This is a genomic window from Aquabacterium sp., from assembly GCF_030652515.1.
In the GTDB taxonomy this organism is placed as follows: Bacteria; Pseudomonadota; Gammaproteobacteria; order Burkholderiales; family Burkholderiaceae_C; genus Aquabacterium.
This window is the reverse complement of record NZ_JAUSAR010000045.1, coordinates 1-19,057: the sequence shown is the minus strand read 5'-3', so window position 1 is coordinate 19,057 and position 19,057 is coordinate 1. Positions and strand designations below refer to the sequence as shown.

9 protein-coding genes are annotated in these 19,057 nt (G+C 64.2%); 4 read left to right on the top strand and 5 right to left on the bottom strand.

Annotation, left to right across the window (positions count from 1 at the left end; genetic code table 11):
* The 3 genes from Q7V20_RS06035 to murI form a co-directional block, all read right to left on the bottom strand.
* Positions 1-2,339, bottom strand: a 2,339-nt coding sequence (locus tag Q7V20_RS06035; protein ID WP_370652414.1) for a beta strand repeat-containing protein, incomplete at its 3' end; no start/stop codon positions are given.
* 116 nt (positions 2,340-2,455) lie between these two features.
* On the bottom strand, positions 2,456-10,030 hold the full coding sequence (locus tag Q7V20_RS06030; protein WP_304788221.1) for a heme utilization protein: 7,575 nt from the start codon (positions 10,028-10,030) through the stop codon (positions 2,456-2,458).
* A gap of 376 nt (positions 10,031-10,406) precedes the next feature.
* A complete protein-coding gene (gene murI, locus Q7V20_RS06025; RefSeq protein ID WP_304788219.1) occupies positions 10,407-11,252 on the bottom strand; it encodes a glutamate racemase in 846 nt (281 codons plus the stop codon).
* 135 nt (positions 11,253-11,387) lie between these two features.
* Between murI and Q7V20_RS06020 the strand changes: the two genes are divergently transcribed.
* From Q7V20_RS06020 to Q7V20_RS06005, 4 genes are all read left to right on the top strand, one after another.
* Positions 11,388-12,137, top strand: a complete 750-nt coding sequence (locus Q7V20_RS06020; protein WP_304788217.1) for an electron transfer flavoprotein subunit beta/FixA family protein — start codon at positions 11,388-11,390, stop codon at positions 12,135-12,137.
* 13 nt (positions 12,138-12,150) lie between these two features.
* Complete coding sequence (locus tag Q7V20_RS06015; protein ID WP_304788215.1) at positions 12,151-13,083, top strand: electron transfer flavoprotein subunit alpha/FixB family protein; 933 nt, start codon at positions 12,151-12,153, stop codon at positions 13,081-13,083.
* 125 nt (positions 13,084-13,208) lie between these two features.
* The gene (locus tag Q7V20_RS06010) at positions 13,209-15,014 is read left to right on the top strand and encodes an acyl-CoA dehydrogenase (RefSeq protein ID WP_304788213.1); all 1,806 of its coding nucleotides are present in this window, start codon (positions 13,209-13,211) and stop codon (positions 15,012-15,014) included.
* An 89-nt stretch (positions 15,015-15,103) separates the two neighbouring features.
* Entirely contained in the window at positions 15,104-16,057 is a 954-nt protein-coding gene (locus Q7V20_RS06005; RefSeq protein ID WP_304788211.1) for a nitronate monooxygenase family protein, read from the top strand.
* 535 nt (positions 16,058-16,592) lie between these two features.
* On the opposite strand, the gene Q7V20_RS06000 is transcribed toward Q7V20_RS06005, so the two are convergent.
* Positions 16,593-18,428 carry a hybrid sensor histidine kinase/response regulator gene (locus tag Q7V20_RS06000; protein WP_304788209.1) on the bottom strand — a complete coding sequence of 612 codons (1,836 nt, stop codon included), beginning with the start codon at positions 18,426-18,428 and terminating at the stop codon, positions 16,593-16,595.
* A 3-nt stretch (positions 18,429-18,431) separates the two neighbouring features.
* The coding region (locus Q7V20_RS05995) for a response regulator transcription factor (RefSeq protein ID WP_304788207.1) at positions 18,432-19,057 on the bottom strand (626 nt) is incomplete at its 5' end.

Genomic DNA, 19,057 nt, shown 5'->3' with positions numbered 1-19,057 from the left:
TCGGTGGTTTCGATGGCGGCCACCTGGGTGGTCGTCAAAGCGCCCACTTGCGTGGTGCTCAAGGCGGCAGCTTGGGCGGTGTTCAAGTTGGCGACCTGGTAGGTCGTCAGGGCAGCGACTCCAGCGGTGGTCAGGGCGCGGATGCTGGCCGTGTTCAGGGCGCTGATGTCGGAGTTTTCAATGGCGGCCACTTGCGCGGTCGTCAAGGCGGTGATCTGGCTGGTGCTCAGGGCGGCGACTTGGGCTGAGTCCAAGGCGGCGACCTGATCGGTTGTCAGGGCGGCGGCGCCCGAGGTGGTCAGGGCGCGCACTTCGGCCGTGGTCAGAACGGCGACTTGATCGGTGCCCAGCGCGGCGACCTGGGCGGTGTCCAGCTTGGCGATCTGGGCCGTGGTCATGGCCCTGATGTCGGTGGTTTCGATGGCGGCCACCTGGGTGGTCGTCAAAGCGCCCACTTGCGTGGTGCTCAAGGCGGCAGCTTGGGCGGTGTTCAAGTTGGCGACCTGGTCGGTCGTCAGGGCAGCGACACCAGCGGTGGTCAGGGCGCGGACACTGGCCGTGCTCAGGGCGCCGATGTCGGTGGTTTCAACGGCGGCCACTTGCGCGGTCGTCAAGGCGGCGATCTGGCTGGTGCTCAGGGCGGCCATTTGAGCCGAGTCCAGGGCAGCGACCTGCACGGTGGTCAGGGCAGCGGCTCCTGCTGTCGTCAACGCGCGGACTTCGGCCGTGGTCAGCACGGCGATCTGGTCGGTGCCCAGCACGGCCACCTGAGCCGTGTTAAGGCTGGCGATCTGAGCGGTGGTGAGGGCCTTGAGGTCGGTCGTTTCAATCGCGGCGACCTGAGTCGTTGTCAAAGCCGCCACTTGCGTGGTGGCCAGTGCAGACAATTGCGCGGAGTTCAGCGTGGCGATCTGGTCGGTGCTCAGCGCAGCGACACTGGCGGTGGTCAAGGCACGGATGCTGGCCGTGTTCAGGGCGCTGATGTCGGAGGTTTCAATGGCGGCCACTTGCGCGGTCGTCAAGGCGGCGATCTGGCTGGTGCCCAGGGCGGCCAGTTGAGCCGAGTTGAGCGCGGCGACCTGATCGGTGGTCAAGGAAGCGGTGCCCAAGGTGGTGATCGCTCGGACTTCCGCCGTGGTCATGGCAGCGATCTGATCGGTACCCAGGACCGCGACTTGGGCAGTGTTCAGGCTGGCGATCTGAGCTGTGGTCAGGGCCTTGATGTCGGTGGTTTCAACGGCGGCCAGTTGTGTGGTCGTCAAGGCGGCCACTTGCGTGGTGCTCAGGGCCGAGGCCTGGGCAGTGTTCAGGTTGGCGATTTGGTCGGTGGTCAGTGCGGCGACGCCAGCGGTCGTCAGGGCGCGGACATTGGCTGTGCTCAGAGCACCGATGTCGGTCGTCTCAATGGCGGCCACTTGGGCGGTTGTCAGGGCCGAGACTTGTTGGCTGCTCAGGGCGGCGATCTGCGAGGAGTCCAGGGCCGCCACTTGGGCGGTGGTCAAAGCGGCCGTGCCTGAAGTGATCAGGGCGCGGACTTCCGCCGTGGTCAGCACGGCGATCTGGTCGGTGGTGAGTGCGGCCACCTGGGCGGTGTTCAGCCCTGCGATCTGGGCGGTGGTGAGGTTCTTGAGGTCGGCTGTTTCAATCGCGGCCACCTGGTCGGTGGTCAGGGCGGCGATCTGGGCAGTGCTGAGTGCCGAAATCTGAGCGGTGGTGAAGGCCGCGATCTGGTCCGTGGTCAGCGCCGCGGTGTTGGCGGTGGTCAGTGCGCGTGCGCTCGCCGTGGTCAGGATGGCCACCTGGTCGGTGGTCAGTGCCGAGGCCTGCGCGGTGTTCAAACTGGCGATTTGCGCCGTGGTCATGGTGCGAAGATCAGCGGTCTCGATGGCCGCGATCTGGCTCGTGGTCATGCCCGACACCTGGGTGGTGCTGAGCGAGTTGACTTGGGCGGAGGTCAGAACCGCGACCTGGTCCGTGGTCATGGCGGCCACGGCGGCAGTGCTCATGGCGCGCAGTCCGGTGGTGCTCAGACCGACCAAGTCGGTGGTTTCGATGGCGGCGACCTGGCTGGTGGTCAACACAGCCAGCTGGTTCGTCGACAAGGCGCCCAATTGCGCCGACGACAGCGCGGCAATGTGATCCGTGTTGAGCGTGGTCACCGCAGCGGTGGTCAAGGCCCGCAGGTCGGCGGTCTGGATGACGGCCACTTGCGCCGTGGTCAAGGCCGCGATCTGTGCGGTGTTGAAGGCCGCCCAGTCCTCGGTCGAGAGGTTGATGATCGATTGGGTTGACAACGCCGCGATTTGCGTGGTCGAGTACATCGGAATCAGCGTGGACATGGTCAAACCCTTTTGGATAGCTTTGCTTCTTATGTGGAAGCTGAAAATCAGTGGATGGTGGTCGCCAAGCGTTCAGGGCTGGACCACTTTCGTGGACCAGCCCATCTCGTCAGGTCTTAAATCAGCAGGTTGTTCTGCTTGTCATCCACCAGTTGTGTGTGGTCGATGGGCACGAGTGGCAGGTCATGGTGAGTGACCGATGCCACATCGAGCTTGGTGTGGCTGGCATTGGGATCCGCCTGGCCTGCCAGCAAGTCCTCCCCTCGGTCGGACAGCAGGTCATTGGCCGTCACTCCCAGCGGGTTACCCGGCTTGGCGGTGGTTTCACCTTCAGCGCTGGTGCCTCCCGCTGCCGCCGCGACCTGCAGTGTGGTGTGCTGGTTGGCGTCGTCACCGGTGATGGAGGCGGCAGAGGTGGTCGTGCTGCCAGCTTCCTTGGTGAACCAGACGTCGGCCATGTCATGCGTGGCACCGTCGGAGGTCTTGTAGTTGGAGACCAGGCCAAGCAAGTTGCCGTTGTCGATCTCTGTGCCCGTCTTGGCGCCCAGGTCCAGCTCGATGATGCCCAGGCTGGCCAAGGTTTTGAGCTCGCCAGCGTTGGTGGTGCCGTCACCGTTGCCATCCACCCAGACCTGCAGGTCTTTGAAGTTGGCGTCGGCGGCGGTGATCTTGCCGTCGTGGTCGGTGTCCAGCTCTCTCAGGGCCGTGTAGCCGTCGCCTGCACGCTGGCCATTGGCCAGGACGGTGGAGGTGCCGAACAGTTCGGTGCCATTGTTGATGCTGCCGTCGTGGTTGCGGTCCATCACCAGCAGGCCGTCGCTGGCCGATGTCCAGCCGTGTTTGGCGGTGCTGCCGGTGGCGTTCAGGTCGAAGCTGTTGCCATGCGCAGCCGAGGTGGTGCGCACCCCGTCACCGTTCAGGTCCAGCACGATGGGTGAGGTGGAGATCAGCGCATCCAGTTGAGCTCCTTCCATCACTCCGATCTGCGTCGAGGTGAAGGCCACGCTCTGAGTCATGCTCAGGGCGGCCAGGTCGGTGGTTTCCAGGGCCACGATCTGGTCGGTCGTGAAGGCCTGCAACTGTGTGGTGCTCAGACCACCGATCTGGGCCGTCGTGAAGGCCGCCACCACGTCGGTGGTCAGGGCGCCGATTTGTGCCGTGGTCATGGCGCGAATGTCGGCGGTGCTGAAGGTCACGATGTCGGCCGTGTCCAGGACCGCGATCGCGTGGGTGTTCAACGCGGCGACCTGAGCGCTGGTCAGTGCTTGCATGGCCGCGGTTTCAAAGGCGGCGACTTCCGTCGAGGTCAGGGCCGCGACGTTGGTCGTGGTCAGCGCCACGACCTGCGCTGTGGTCAGCGCCGCGATCTGATCGGTGCCGAAGGACGAAACCTGGGCCGTGTTGAAGGCGGCCACCTGGGCCGTGGTCATCAAGCGCAAGTCTGTCGTTTCGATGGCGGCAATCTGATCCGTGGTCAGCGATCCAATCTGGCTGGTGGCGATGGCAGCGATCTGCGTCGAGGTCATGGCCACGATCTGATCGGTGGTCAGGGCTGCAAGGTTGGTCGTGGTGAGGGCGCGGATGTCGGCGGTGTTGAGTGCGCCGATGTCGGCGGTTTCAATCGCTGCGACCTGCGCTGTGGTCAAGGCTGAGATCTGAGTGGTGGACAAAGCACCAATCTGAGCAGTGTTCAGCGCCACGATCTGGTCGGTAGTCAGGGCCGCGATGCCGACTGTGTTGAGGGCTCTGGCTTCTGCAGTGGTCAGCACACCGATCTGGTCGGTGGTCAAGGAGGCCACTTGGGCGGTGTTCAGGCTGGCGATCTGAGCCGTGGTCATGGCCCGCAGGTCGGTGGTCTCGATGGACGAGATCTGGTTGGTGTTCAGAGCGCCGATCTGCGTGGTGCTCAATGCAGCGACCTGCGTGGTGCTCAGGGCTGCCACCTGGTCAGTGGTCAGGGCACCGACGGAGGCGGTGTTCAAGGCCCGGATGGCGGCGGTGTTCAAGGCACCGATGTCGGTGGTCTCGATGGCGGCCACCTGGGCGGTGTTCAGGTTGGTGATCTGGCTGGTGCCCAGGGCGGCGATCTGAACGGTGTTGAAGGCAACGATCTGGTCGGTGGTCAGGGCCGCGATGCCGGCGGTGGTGATGGCGCGGGTCTCGGCGGTGGTCAACACACCGATCTGGTCGGTGGTCAAGGAGGCCACTTGGGCGGTGTTCAGGTTGGCGATCTGGGCCGTGGTCATGGCCCGCAGGTCGGCCGTCTCGATGGCGGCGATCTGATCGGTGTTCATCGCGCCAATCTGAGTGGTGGCCAGCGCGGCCACTTGCGTCGAGCTCAGGTTGGCGACCTGGTCCGTCGTGAGCGCGCCAGCAGCGGCGGTGCTCAGAGCCCGAATGGCCGCGGTGTTCAAGGCGCCGATGTCGGTGGTCTCGATGGCGGCCGCCTGGGCGGTGTTCAGGTTGCTGATCTGGCTGGTGCCCAGTGCGGCGATCTGAACGGTGTTGAAGGCGACGATCTGGTCGGTGTTCAGGGCCGCGATGCCGGCGGTGGTGATGGCCCGGGTCTCGGCCGTGGTCAACACACCAACCTGGTCGGTGGTCAAGGAGGCCACTTGAGCGGTGTTCAGGTTGGCGATCTGAGCCGTGGTCATGGACTTCAGGTCGACGGTCTCGATGGCTGAAATCTGATTGGTGTTCATGGCACCAACCTGCGCGGTGGCCAATGCGGCCACTTGCGTCGATGTCAGGGCAACGACCTGATCGGTGGTCAAAGCAGAGACGCCAGCCGTTGTCAGGGCGCGGATTGAGGCGGTGTTCAATGCGCCGATGTCGGCGGTCTCGATGGCGGCCGCCTGCGCGGTGTTCAGCGCGGCGACTTGGTTGGTACCCAGTGCGGCGATCTGAACGGTGTTGAAGGCGACGATCTGGTCAGTGGTCAGTGCCGCGATGCCGGCGGTGGTGATGGCCCGGGTCTCGGCCGTGGTCAATACACCAACCTGGTCGGTGGTCAGGGAGGCCACTTGAGCGGTGTTCAGGCTGGCGATCTGAGCCGTGGTCATGGCCCGCAGGTCGGCCGTCTCGATGGCGGCGATCTGATCAGTGTTCATCGCGCCAATCTGTGTGGTGGCCAGCGCGGCCACTTGCGTCGAGCTCAGGTTGGCGACCTGGTCCGTCGTGAGCGCGCCAGCAGCGGCGGTGCTCAGCGCCCGAATGGCCGCGGTGTTCAAGGCGCCGATGTCGGTCGTCTCGATGGCGGCCACTTGCGCGGTGTTCAGCACGGCGATTTGGTTGGTGCCCAAGGCGCCGATCTGGTCAGTGGCCAATGCCACGATCTGGTCGGTGGTCAGCGCGGCGATGCCCGCCGTGGTCAGGGCCCGGACACTGGCCGTGTTGAGCACGGCCACTTGGTCGGTGGTCAGCGAGGCGACCTGGGCGGTGTTCAAGGCAGCGATCTGCGCGGTGGTCAGGGCCTTCAGGTCGGCCGTTTCGATGGCGGCGATTTGGTCGGTGGTCATCGCGCCGATCTGGGTCGTGGCGAACGCGGCGATCTGAGCCGAGTTCAGGTTCACGACTTGGTCGGTGGTCAAGGCACCGACTGCGGCGGTGTTCAAGGCGCGGATGTCGGCGGTGTTCAGACCAACGATGTCCGTGGTCTCAATGGCGGACACCTGGGCCGTGTTCAACACGGCAACCTGGTTGGTGCCCAGCGCGGCGATCTGAGCTGAGCTCAAAGCCACCACTTGATCGGTGGTCAGGGCAGCGATGCCTGCGGTGTTGATGGCACGCGCCTCGGCCGTGGTCAACACGCCGATCTGGTCGGTGGTCAGCGAGGCCACTTGGGCGGTGTTCAACACGGCGATCTGGGCGGTGGTCATGGCCCTCAGGTCGGCCGTTTCGATGGCGCTGATCTGGTTGGTGTTCAGCGCGGCAACTTGCGTGGTGGCCAGGGCAGCGACCTGGGTGGAACTCAGCGCGGCGACCTGGTCGGTGGTCAATGCCCCGACATTGGCCGTGTTCAGGGCCCGCAGGGCTGCGGTGCTCAGGGCGCCGATGTCGGTGGTCTCGATGGCGGCCACTTGAGCGGTGTTGAACGCGGCGATCTGGCTGGTGCCCAGTCCGCCGATCTGCGTGGTACTCAGTGCGACCACCTGGTCGGTGGTCAGGGCTGTGACCTGGTTGGTGCTCAAGGCGGCGGCTTGTGCCGAGGTCAGCACAGAAATCTGGTCGGTGGTCAGTGCACTGATGGCGGCGGTCGTCAAGGCGCGCACACTGGCTGTGTTCAGTGCGCCAATGTCGGAGGTTTCAATGGCCGACACTTGGTCGGTGTTCAGCGACGCGACCTGGGTGGTGGCCAGCGCGGCGATCTGTGCCGAGTTCAGTGCCACGATCTGATCGGTGGTCAGCGCGGCCGTGGCTGCGGTGTTCAGGGCTCGGACTTGGGCCGTGCTCAGCGAACCCACCTGATCGGTGGTCAACGTCACGATCTGGGCGCTGTTCAGCGTGGCGACTTGCGCCGTGGTCAGGGCGCGCACGTCCAGCGTCTCGATCGGCGAGACCTGGTTGGTGGTCAAGGCGGCGATCTGGGTGGTGGACAGGGACGCGATCTGCGTCGAGGTCAGGGCCGCGATCTGGTCAGTGGTCAGCGCGGCGATGGCGGCGGTGTTCAGGACCCGCACGTCGGCGGTGGTCAAGGCGCCGATGTCGGCAGTCTCGATCGCGGCGATCTGGTCCGTGTTCAGTGCGGTGACCTGGCTGGTGGACAGAACCGCCACTTGGGCCGAGTTCAGCGCCACGATCTGGTCGGTGGTCAGCGCGCCAATGGCAGCTGTGCTCAGAGCGCGAACTTCGGTGGTGGTCAGCACGCCCACCTGGTCGGTGGTCAGTGCGGCGGCCTGGGCCGTGTTCAACACCGAGACCTGGGCGGTGGTCATCACGCGCAGGTCTGCGGTTTCAATGGCGGCGACCTGATCGGTCGTCAGCGCGGTCACCTGATTGGTGCCGAGCGAGGCGACTTGGGTCGTGGTCAGGTTGACGACCTGATCGGTCGTCAGAGCGGCCACGGCAGACGTGGTCAGGGCCCGCAGGCTGGCGGTGTTCAGGCTGCCGATGTCGGTGGTTTCAATCGCCGAAACCTGTGCGGTGTTCAGTGCCGCGGCTTGGCTGCTGTTCAGCACGTTGACCTGCGCCGAGTTCAGGGCCACCATCTGGTCGGTGGTCAGGACTGCAACCTGGCTGGTACCCAAGGCGCCCACTTGCGTGGTGCTCAAAGCGCCGATCTGGTCGGTTGTCAGGCCTGTGACCGCGACCGAGTTCAGCACGCGGATGCTGGCGGTGCTCAAGGCACTGATGTCGGTCGTCTCGATGGACGACACCTGGGTGGAGTTCAGCGCGGCCACTTGCGAGGTGGACAGGGCGGCCACCTGGGCCGAGTTCAGGGCCACGATCTGGTCGGTCGTCAGGGCCCCCGCGGCTGCGGTCGTCAAGGCGCGCACGTCGGCCGTGTTCAGCACCGAGATCTGGTCGGTGGTCAGGGCGGCCACTTGCGCCGTGTTCAGCGCGGCGGCCTGAGCGGTGGTCAGCACGCGCACGTCGGTGGTTTCAATCGCGGCCACCTGGTCGGTGGTCAATGCCGCCACCTGGCTGGTGCTCAGCGAAGCGACCTGGGTCGAGGACAGGGCCGCGATCTGGTCGGTGCTCAACGCGCCGACCGAGATGGTGTTGAACGCGCGGATGTTGGCGGTGTTCAGGGCACTGATGTCGGTGGTCTCGATGGCGGAGACCTGGTTCGATGTCAGGGCGGCCACCTGGGTGGTGGCCAAGGCCGCCACTTGCGCGGAATTCAGGGCCACGATCTGGTCGGTGGTCAGGGCAGCGATGCCGGCGGTGGTCAGCGCACGCACGTCGGCAGTGTTCAGCGCACCGATCTGGTCAGTGGTCAACGCAGCCACCTGGGCCGTGTTGAATGCGGCGACCTGGGCGGTGGTCATCACGCGCAGATCACTCGTCTCAATGGCGGCAATCTGGTCGGTGTTCAGGGCAACCACCTGGGTGGTCGCCAAGGCGGCCACCTGTGAGGAACTCAGGGCGGCGACCTGGTCGGTTGTCAAGGCTGCGATGGCGGCGGTGCTCAGTGCCCGAATGCTGGCAGTGCTCAGGGCGCCGATGTCGCTGGTGTCAATCGCCGACACTTGGGCGGTGTTCAGCGCGCCGACCTGAGTCGTGCCCAGGGCGGCCATTTGCGCGGTGTTCAGCGCCACGATCTGATCGGTGGTCAGAGCCGCGACGCCTGCAGTGCTCAGCACGCGCACGGCGGCGGTGGACAGGGTGCCAATCTGGTCGGTGGTCAGCGAGGCCAGTTGCGCCGTGTTGAACGAGGCCACTTGCGCGGTGTTCATGGCGCGCAAGTCCGAGGTCTCGATGGAAGAGATCTGGTCCGTGTTCAGGACCACGACCTGGTTGGTGGCCAAAGCGGCCATTTGTGTCGAGCTGAGAGCGGCGATCTGGTCGGTGGTCAAGTTGGCCACGGCGGCCGTCGTCAAGGCCCGCATGCTGGCGGTGTTCAGGGCGCTGATGTCGCTGGTGTCGATCGACGACACCTGGGCGGTGTTCAAGGCCGCCACTTGCGTGGTCACCAGGGCGGCGATCTGCGCGCTGCTCAGCGCCACGATCTGGTCGGTGCTCAATGCCCTCACGGAAGCGGTGTTCAGGGCGCGCACATCCGCCGTGGTCAAGGCGCCTATCTGGTCGGTGGTCAAGGCGGCCACATGACCTGTGTTGAGCGCGGCCACCTGGGCCGTGGTCATCACGGCCACATCGGCGGTTTCAATGGCGGCGATCTGGTCGGTGCGCAGTGCGGCGATCTGGGTGGTGGCCAAAGCGGCCACTTGCGACGAGGTCAGGGCAGCGATCTGATCGGTCGTCAGCGCGGCCACGGCGGCCGTGTTCAGCGCGCGGATGGCGGCGGTGTTCAGGGCGCCAATGTCCGAGGTGTCAATGGCCGAAACCTGAAGGGTGTTCAGGGCGGAAACCTGGGTGGTGCTCAAGGCAGCGATCTGCACCGTGGTCAAAGCCACAATCTGATCGGTGGTCAAGGCCGCAACGCCAGCGGTCGTGATGGCGCGGGTTTCCGCCGTGGTCAGCGCGCCAACCTGTTCGGTGTTGAACGACGAGATCTGCGCCGTCGTCATGGCGGCAATCTGCGCGGTGGTCAGGGTGCGCAGGTCCACTGTGTCGATCGCGGCGATCTGGTTGGTGTTCAGCGCGGTGATCTGGCTGGTGGCCAGCGAGGCCAGTTGCGCCGAGTTCAGCGCCACGATCTGGTCGGTGGTCAGCGCGCCCACCGCCGAGGTGGTCAGCACGCGGATGGCGGCCGTGTTCAGGGCGCCAATGTCGCTCGTTTCGATGGACGAGACCTGCGCGGTATTCAGCACCGCCACCTGGCTGGTGCTCAGTGCAGACAGGTGTGCGGTGTTCAGCGCCACGACCTGGTCGCTCGTCAGGGCCGTCACCGATGCCGAGGTCAGCGCCCGGATGTCGGCGGTCTCAATGGCTTCAATCTGTGCTGTCGTCAGCGCAACGATCTGGGCTGTGTTGAACAGCGCCCAGTCGACGGTGGAGAGGTTGGCGATCGATTGGGTCGAAAGTGCCGCGATCTGCGTGGTGGACAGCAGTGGAATCAACGAAGCCATGAATCAAACCCCTTGGGTAAATCGGAGTGAAAAGCGGCTTGGGGTGTCACAAACAAACGCCAACCAGCCGCTTAACAAAAAAAATTGTTAGATCTGTCTGGAGGCTAAATCCGGGACCTGGCCTCCAAAGCTCGAATAAGCCGGGGCATTCAGAACCGATTTCAGCCCGCGAGATTCTTCAAGTCATCCTCGGACTTATCGGCTCGGGCTAAATAGACTGAAGGCGGGGAAAGGTCGGCAGGCCAGGCGAAATGCTCGAGCCCACGGCTGCGCGTGAACTGCGTCACGCAGTCCGCTTATCCAAAATGTGGTGACTTGATGTTTCCGCCGGGTAAACGGCGCCAATCCGTCTACTTTTTAACGGCTGGTCGGGGAATTACGGGAATACGCTGACTTGGGTCTTCAAATTCAGCCAACGCTCGGCCACCTGGGCCAAATGGGCGGCCGATCCGCTTGTCCACAATTGAGTGGAGGGTTCGGCATTTGTGTTTTGATCGCGAACCAAATCCCGGCTGACACGTTGCGTTTGACGTGCCACCGCCTCTGCCGTGTCGATGATGCGAACGTGTGGCCCCAGCGCCTGTTGAAACAGCGGTGCAATGAAGGGGTAGTGCGTGCAGCCCAGCACCACGGTATCGACTCGGGCCTCGCGCAGCGGTTGGGAAAAGGTCTCGACCAGCGCCCGCAAGGCGGGGCTGTCCAGGTGTCCGGATTCGATCTCCTTGGCCAGCCCAGGGCAGGGCTGCGGCACGATCAGGGCATCGTGGCCATGCATTTCAATCAACCGTTTGAATTTGTCGCTGGCCAAGGTGCCTGGCGTGGCGAGTACACCGATGCGTTTGTTGGCCGACAGGGCCACCGCCGGTTTGACACCGGGCTCCACCCCCACGATGGGCAGCTCGGGCCAACGCTGGCGCAAGGTGTGCACCGCCATGGCCGTGGCGGTGTTGCAGGCCACCACGATGACCTGCGCGCCCTGGCTCAGCAAAAATTCGCTGATCGCCAGTGCCCGGCCAGCGATGAAGGCATCGTCCCGCTCGCCATAAGGTGCGTTGCCCGAGTCCGCTATATATAAGAGCTGCGCCCGTGGCATGTGCTGGCGCAGATCTCGCAGCACGGACAGCCCGCCCAGCCCCGAATCGAACAGCCCGATGCGCAATCCTTCACCAAGGGAGGTGTCCGAGAGCAGGGCGGCAGGAGGCACAATGTCGGGTTGGGTCATGGGAGCGCTATTTTCCTCTGAATAGAGGGGGCAAAAGCTGTCCGAACCCAAGAAGTCGCGCTAGAATCGAACGATCGTGCTTTTTTAGGCATGTTTTTCTTATCAACTATTCCTCATGACGCAGGAGAACAAGGCATGAAGGTTCTGGTTCCGGTCAAACGTGTTGTTGACTACAACGTGAAAGTCCGTGTGAAGTCTGATGGTTCTGGCGTGGACATCGCCAACGTCAAGATGAGCATGAACCCCTTTGACGAAATCGCCGTCGAAGAGGCCACGCGCCTCAAAGAAAAAGGCATCGTCACTGAAATCATCGCTGTCTCGGTGGGCGTGACCCAATGCCAGGAAACCCTGCGCACGGCCATGGCCATTGGTGCCGACCGTGGCATCCTGGTCGAGACGACCGATGACGTGCAACCCCTGGCCGTGGCCAAGATCCTGGCCGCCTTGGTCGCCAAGGAAAAGCCCGACCTGATCATCCTGGGCAAGCAAGCCATCGATGACGACAGCAACCAGACCGGCCAGATGCTGGCTGCGCTGACGGGCCTGCCCCAAGCCACCTTCGCCTCCAAGGTGGAAGTGGCCGACGGCGCCGTCTCCGTGACCCGCGAAGTCGATGGTGGCCTGGAAACGCTCAAGCTCAAGCTGCCTGCGGTGATCACCACCGACCTGCGCCTGAACGAGCCCCGCTACGTCACGCTGCCCAACATCATGAAGGCCAAGAAGAAGCCCCTGGAAGTGGTCAAGCCGGCCGATCTGGGTGTGGACGTGGCCTCGCGCATCAAGACCCTGAAGGTTTCTGAGCCACCCAAGCGCTCCGCCGGCATCAAGGTGCCCGACGTGGCCACGCTGGTGAGCAAGCTCAAGAACGACGCCAAAGTGATCTGAGGAGACAACAACCATGACCGCTCTCGTCATTGCTGAACACGACAACACCAGCCTGAAAGGCGCCACGTTCAACACCATCACCGCTGCCAAGCAAGCAGGTGGTGACGTGCACGTGCTGATCGCTGGCTCCAACGCCGGTGCCGCCGCTGCCGCCGCCGCGCAAATCGCTGGCGTGACCAAGGTGCTGCACGCCGACGGCGCGCAATTCGCCGACGGCCTGGCTGAAAACGTGGCCGCCCAAGTGCTGGCCGTGGCCTCTGGCTACAGCCACCTGTTCTTCCCCGCCACCGCCTACGGCAAGAACGTGTCACCCCGCGTGGCCGCCAAGCTGGACGTGGCCCAGGTGTCGGAAATCTCCAAGGTCGTCAGTGCTGACACCTTCGAACGCCCGATCTACGCTGGCAACGCCATCGCCACCGTGCAATCGACTGACGCCGTCAAGGTCGTCACCGTGCGCGCCACTGGTTTTGACGCTGCTGCCCACACCGGTGGTTCCGCCGCCGTGGAATCCGTGGCGGCCGTGGCCGACAGCGGCACCTCCAGCTTCGTGGGCCGTGAAGTCACCAAGAACGACCGCCCTGAGCTGACCGCCGCCAAGATCATCGTGTCCGGTGGCCGTGCCCTGGGTTCGAGCGACAAGTTCAATGACGTGCTGTCGCCCCTGGCCGACAAGCTGGGCGCCGCCCTGGGTGCTTCGCGCGCTGCGGTGGACGCGGGCTACGCCCCCAACGACCTGCAAGTGGGTCAGACCGGCAAGATCGTCGCGCCTCAGCTGTACGTGGCCATCGGTATTTCCGGCGCCATCCAGCATTTGGCCGGCATGAAGGACTCCAAGGTGATCGTTGCGATCAACAAGGACCCTGAAGCTCCTATCTTCCAGGTGGCTGACTTCGGTCTGGAAGCCGATCTGTTCACGGCTGTGCCTGAGCTGATCAAGGCCCTGTGATCATTTAGTTTGATTTGACTGAACCACCGCTGAATTGGCGGATGCAAATGCCAGACAAACCGTCTGCCTGATGCTTGCGGGGGCACCTTACAAGGTGCCCCCTTTGTCGTTATCCGGAGAAGAACATGACCTACCGCGCCCCCGTCAAAGACCAGCTGTTCTGCATGAAGGAACTCGCTGGCCTGGACCAGATTGCCCAGATCCCCGGCTTTGAAGATGCCGGTTTTGAGACCGCCCAGGCCGTTCTGGAAGAGTCGGCCAAGTTCAACGAGGGCGTCGTGGCCCCGCTGAACTGGAGTGGTGACCAGGACCACGGCTCCTGGGACAATGGCGTGGTCCGCGCCTCCAAGGGCTTCAAGGAAGCCTACCGTTTGCTGGCCGAAGGCGGCTGGCAAGGCCTGCAGCAACCCGCCGAATTTGGCGGCCAGGGCTTGCCCAAGACCATCGGCGCGGCGTGCATCGAGCACACCACCGCAGCCAACCTGAGCTTCTCGCTGTGCTCGATCCTGACCGGCGGCGCCATCGAGGCCCTGCTGACCGGCGGCAGCGATGAACTCAAGACACGCTACATCCCGAAGATGATCGAAGGTGCCTGGACTGGCACCATGAACCTGACCGAGCCGCAAGCTGGCTCCGACCTGGCGCTGGTGCGCTCCAAGGCCGTCAAGCAGGACGATGGCAGCTACCGCATTTCGGGCCAGAAGATCTTCATCACCTATGGTGAGCACGACATGTCCGAGAACATCGTGCACCTGGTGCTGGCCCGCACGCCCGACGCGCCCGAAGGCGTCAAGGGCATCAGCCTGTTCGTGGTGCCCAAGTTCCTGGTGAACGACGATGGCTCCAACGGCAAGCGCAATGACGTCTACTGCGCCTCCATCGAAGAAAAGCTGGGCATCAAGGCCTCGCCCACCGCCGTGCTGGTGTTCGGTGACGACAAGGGCGAAGTAGGCGCGGGCGCCATCGGCCACCTCGTGGGCGAAGAAAACCGCGGCCTGGAATACATGTTCATCATGATGAACGCCGCCCGATTCGACGTGGGTGTGCAGGGCATCGGCGTGTCCGAGCGCGCTTACCAGCATGCGGTGGCCTACGCCAAGGACCGCGTGCAGTCGCGCCCGGTCGATGGCTCGCAGCCTGGCTCGGCCGCGATCATCCACCACCCCGATGTCAAGCGCATGTTGATGACCATGCGTTCGTTGATCGAAGGCGCGCGCGCGATGGCCATCGTTGGGGCTTCGGCCTATGACACGGCCCACCACCACCCCGACAAGGCCGTGGCCAAGCAGGCCCAGGCCGTCTACGAATTCCTGGTGCCGCTGATCAAGGGCTACAGCACCGAGAACTCGATCGAGATCACCTCGTTGGGCGTGCAGGTGCACGGGGGCATGGGCTTCATCGAAGAAACCGGTGCGGCGCAGTATTACCGAGACGCGCGCATCCTGCCCATCTACGAGGGCACGACCGCCATCCAGGCCAATGACCTGGTCGGCCGCAAGACTTCGCGCGATGGTGGTGCTTTGGCCAAGGCCATTGCCGCGCAGATCGCCGACACCGAAGGCCAGCTGGCCCAGCGTGACAGCGTGGCCGCCAAGAACCTGGCCAAGCGCCTGAAGGCTGGCCGCGAGGCTTTCCTGCAGGTGGTCGATTTTGTGGTGAGCAACGTCAAGACCAAGCCCAACGCCGTGTTCGCTGGTTCGGTGCCTTACCTGATGTTGACGGCCAACCTGGTCAGCGGCTGGCAACTGGGCCGCGCCCTGTTGGTGGCCGAAGATCGGCTGAAGGCTGGCGAAGATGCCGACTTCATGAAGGCCAAGATTGCCACCGCCAGCTTCTACGGCGATCACATCCTGCCCCGGATCGGCGCCCTGCGCGACAGCATCCTCGATGGTGGCGATAGCGTGACCGCGATGGCACTCGACTCGTTCTGATCTTCTTGATTGATTGACCCAGGCAAGGATGCCCTTCACTCGGTTCGACCGGTGAGGGCATCCTTTTTCTTTGGCCCTTAGGAGTTCCCATGGCATTGCCCGCGATTCTGAAAAGCGTTCCCTTTCCCGTCATCGCTTCGCCGATGTTCATCTTGAGCACGCCCGCGCTGGTGATTGAGCAGTGCAAGGCTGGTGTGGTCGGCTCCATGCCCGCGCTCAACGCCCGCCCCGCTGCTCAACTTGAAGAGTGGTTGATTGAAATCACCGAGGCTCTGGCGGCCTACAACGCCGCCAACCCGGACAAGCCCGCCGCGCCGTTCGCCATCAACCAGATCGTCCACAAAAGCAACGACCGCCTGGAGCACGACCTGGCCATGTGCGTGAAGTACAAGGTGCCGATCGTGATCACCTCGTTGGGCGCGCGCACTGACGTGAACGACGCCGTGCACAGCTATGGCGGCATCGTGTTGCACGACATCATCAACAACAAATTTGCCAAGAAAGCGATCGAGAAGGGCGCTGATGGCCTGATCGCTGTGGCGGCGGGTGCAGGTGGCCACGCGGGCACCCTCAGCCCGTTTGCGCTGATCGCTGAAATCCGCGAGTGGTTCGACGGCCCGATCGCGCTGTCAGGCGCCATCGCCACCGGCGGCGCCGTGCTCGCAGCGCAGGCCATGGGTGCTGACTTCGCTTATGTGGGCTCGGCTTTCATCGCCACCGACGAGGCGCGTGCGGTCGATGCTTACAAGCAGATGGTGGTCGACAGCAACAGCGACGACATCCTCTATTCCAGCAAGTTCACGGGTGTCCATGGCAACTACCTCAAGCCATCCATCGTGAACGCGGGCATGGACCCGGATGCCCTGGGCAATGGCGACCCGAGCCAGATGAACTTCGACAGCAATGCCAGCAGTGGCAAGGTCTGGAAGGACATCTGGGGCTGCGGGCAGGGCATTGGCGCGATCAAGAAGGTGGTGCCGGTGCGTGAGCTGGTGGCGCGTTTGAAGGCTGAGTACGAAGAGGCTCGGCAGAAGTTGGTGTGAGCTTGTAAGGGCTCGAGGCTGGGATGAGGCGGAGGCTGGCGGGGCTCCTATGGTGGCGGTCCACCGCTTTGCGGCGGACTGCTCTGCGGTGCTCGCCCGGGGCGGGGATCGTCCGAAACTCGCCTTCGGCTCAAACAACGGACGATCCTTTTTCCGCCCCGGGTTGCGCTCCTCAACGCCCCCGAAGTCGCCCCGCCAGCCTCCGCCTCATCCTTGAGCGCCTCGCTGGTGGCGTGGCACGAAAAGAACCGCGGCGGGCCACCAGCGGGGCGGAAAAAGGGCTGGGTCGGCATCCGGCGGGGCGCCTGGCTTGGTGCTGAGAAGCACAGCGCCGAGGTGGGCACGCGATAGCGTGCTTCGTCATCTGACTGGCCGTGGTTGTTTGAGCGAAACGGCCGCAGGCCGTGCAGCGAGTTCCACGGCCCCACCTTGGCGCGAGCATCGCAAGGCAGTCCCGCGCAGCGGGACCACCAAGCTGAAGCCCTGACGGATGCCGACACAGCCCCCGCCCCGCGCTTCCGCTTAAATGACCACTTCAACTGGTCCGCAAGCCCAACTTGAACGCAATCATCGCCCGGAGCTTGGTCGGCACCACCGGCTTGACCAACAAGTGGAAGTTGTACTGGGCCGCATCCGCCTCATGCCCCGTCATCGTGCTGCCCGTCACCATGATGGCCGGCAGCTCAGGCCCAAAGCGCGCCCGCATGGCCTTGATCGCCTCGATGCCTGTCAACTGTTCAGGCAGTCGGTAGTCCACGATCAGCAAATCAGGCTTGGCCTCGGTGGTCTGTGCCCAGGCCTCCACAGCGGCCACGGTGTCAAAGGCGCTCACCGTGGCGCCCCAACCCTTGAGCAACACCTGCAGGCCTTCCAGCACGGCCAGCTCGTCTTCCACCACCACGATGTGGCGCCGGTCCAGCGTCACGCCCAAGGCGGGCTTGCTGGGGATGCTGCTGCGCTGCATGCGGGGCGCGCGGCCAATGGGCAGCATCAGAGTGAACACGGTGCCATGGCCCACGCGTGAGCGCAGGGTCAGCGGCGCGCCCATGAGGTCGGCCAGGCGCTTGACGATGGACAGGCCCAGGCCCAAGCCCTTGCGGTGATGCGGCTCCAGCGGACGGCCACTGTGGGTTTGGTAAAACTCGTCGAAGATGCGGACTTGCTCTTTCTCGGCGATGCCGATGCCCGAGTCCCAAACCTGCAGGCAGAGCTGCTCACCACGCACGCGACAGGTCACCAGCACGCCACCGTCTTCGGTGTAGCGGATGGCGTTGGAGACCAGGTTGCGCAAAATGCGTTCGACCAGCACCGGGTCGGCCAGCGCATGGTGCTGTTCGCCCCGAAAGCTCAGCATCAGGCCTTTTTCAAAGGCGGTGGGTTCGAAGTGCAGGCGGATGCGGTTGAACAGCTCCTGCATCGAGAAGTGCTCGGGCTCGATGTCGACGGCACCGGTGTCGATCTTGGTGATGTCCAGCAGCTCGCTGAACAGACCTTCCAAAGCATCGACCGAGCTGTTGATGCTGTTGACCAGGTGGACGACTTCTTCGTCCTTGTTACGCTGGCGCAGGGCCTCGGCGAACAGGCCCATGGCGTGCAGGGGTTGGCGCAGGTCGTGGCTGGCGGCAGCAAAGAACTGGGTTTTGGCACGGTTGGCGGTTTCGGCCAGGCGTTGGGCGCTTTCGGCGGCGGCGGTTTCGCCGCGAAGCTTGATGGCCAGATCCTGCGTCTGAAGCTTGTGCTTGACCATCTCGGAGAACACATTGCGGAAGGCCCAGGCCACCGACATGGTGCACACCCCCAGCAGGAACCAGATGCCAGCCATGTGCAGGTCGTGCGGCTGGCCGTGGAAGGCGGTGCGCAGGATCATGGTCCCGAAGTACATGGTCATGCACGTCAGGAACAGCTTGGTCTGCATGGCCATGAAGGGCACGGAGCCAATGGCGAATGAATAGATGATCAGCATGAGCGCCGTGCGCTCAAACGACCCACCGTAGTCATAGAAGAGCACGGCCGCCACACACCAGGTGGCAGCGTTGAAGCCAGCGCCCAAGGCCCACAGCAGCAGCCAGCGTTCATGGTTCAACTGACCATTGTCGTGCTTGATGGCGCGCTCGAAGCTGTACATGCCGACGATGCGGGCCAGCCAGATCAGCAGGAAGGCGGTGGCCCAGCCCAGCAGAACCTGGTGCGGTGCGTGGGGCCAGTAAATGGCCGTGGTGACCGCCATGCCCAGGATGTGCCCGAACAGCCCCGACCCGGTCTGGCTGTAGACCGACCGGACGGTGTCCGGGACCAGGGCGGCCCTGGGCGGCGCGGGGAGGTCCGGTGCGGCCAGGGCGTTGGTCACCAGGGCAGGGGGCGCAGTGCTCATGATTTACCGGGCATTGGGGCGCCAGGCCGAGAATCCGCTGTGTTTTTGCAGCATCTGGCTGACGGCGATCACGGCCTGGGTGCGCGAGCTGACGCCCAGCGCGCGCAGCACGGCGGCGACGTGGTCCTTGACGGTTTCGACCGACAAGCCCAGTTCGCGGGCGATCAGCTTGTTGGGCTGCCCCTTGAGCAGCAGCGCCAGCACGTCGGACTGGCGGGGTGTCAGGCCCAGCTGTATCAGCGAGGGCACGCTCTGGAAGCCGGCTTGCACCGCTTCTTGCTGGATGTTGGGCATCGGGGCGGGTGCTTTGCCCGGGTTGAAGTCGGAACCCATGCTCATGGGCGGCACATAGACGCCGCCCTTCATGACTTGCTGCAGCGCATCAATCAGGGTTTCGTTGGTCGCTCGCTTGGGCACGAAGCCCATGGCACCCATGTCGATGGCCCGGATGACGTCGCTGGTGCGGTCGGAGGCCGAGATCACGACCACGGGCAGGGCGGGGTAGACCGTGCGCAATTCGGCCAGCAAGTCAAAGCCATCGTCCTCGCCCAGGTGCAGATCAAGCAGCACCAGGTCGAAATTGTCGTCCGCGCGCAGGGCGTCACGGGCGGTTTGGCCGTTGGAGGCGG

Excerpts from the sequence above, each read along its gene's own strand:
- Q7V20_RS06000 (WP_304788209.1), bottom strand. The coding sequence starts at position 18,428 with ATGAGCACTGCGCCCCCTGCCCTGGTGACCAACGCCCTGGCCGCACCG.
- Q7V20_RS06010 (WP_304788213.1), top strand. The coding sequence starts at position 13,209 with ATGACCTACCGCGCCCCCGTCAAAGACCAGCTGTTCTGCATGAAGGAA.
- Q7V20_RS06005 (WP_304788211.1), top strand. The coding sequence starts at position 15,104 with ATGGCATTGCCCGCGATTCTGAAAAGCGTTCCCTTTCCCGTCATCGCT.
- Q7V20_RS06030 (WP_304788221.1), bottom strand. The coding sequence starts at position 10,030 with ATGGCTTCGTTGATTCCACTGCTGTCCACCACGCAGATCGCGGCACTT.
- murI (WP_304788219.1), bottom strand. The coding sequence starts at position 11,252 with ATGACCCAACCCGACATTGTGCCTCCTGCCGCCCTGCTCTCGGACACC.
- Q7V20_RS06020 (WP_304788217.1), top strand. The coding sequence starts at position 11,388 with ATGAAGGTTCTGGTTCCGGTCAAACGTGTTGTTGACTACAACGTGAAA.
- Q7V20_RS06015 (WP_304788215.1), top strand. The coding sequence starts at position 12,151 with ATGACCGCTCTCGTCATTGCTGAACACGACAACACCAGCCTGAAAGGC.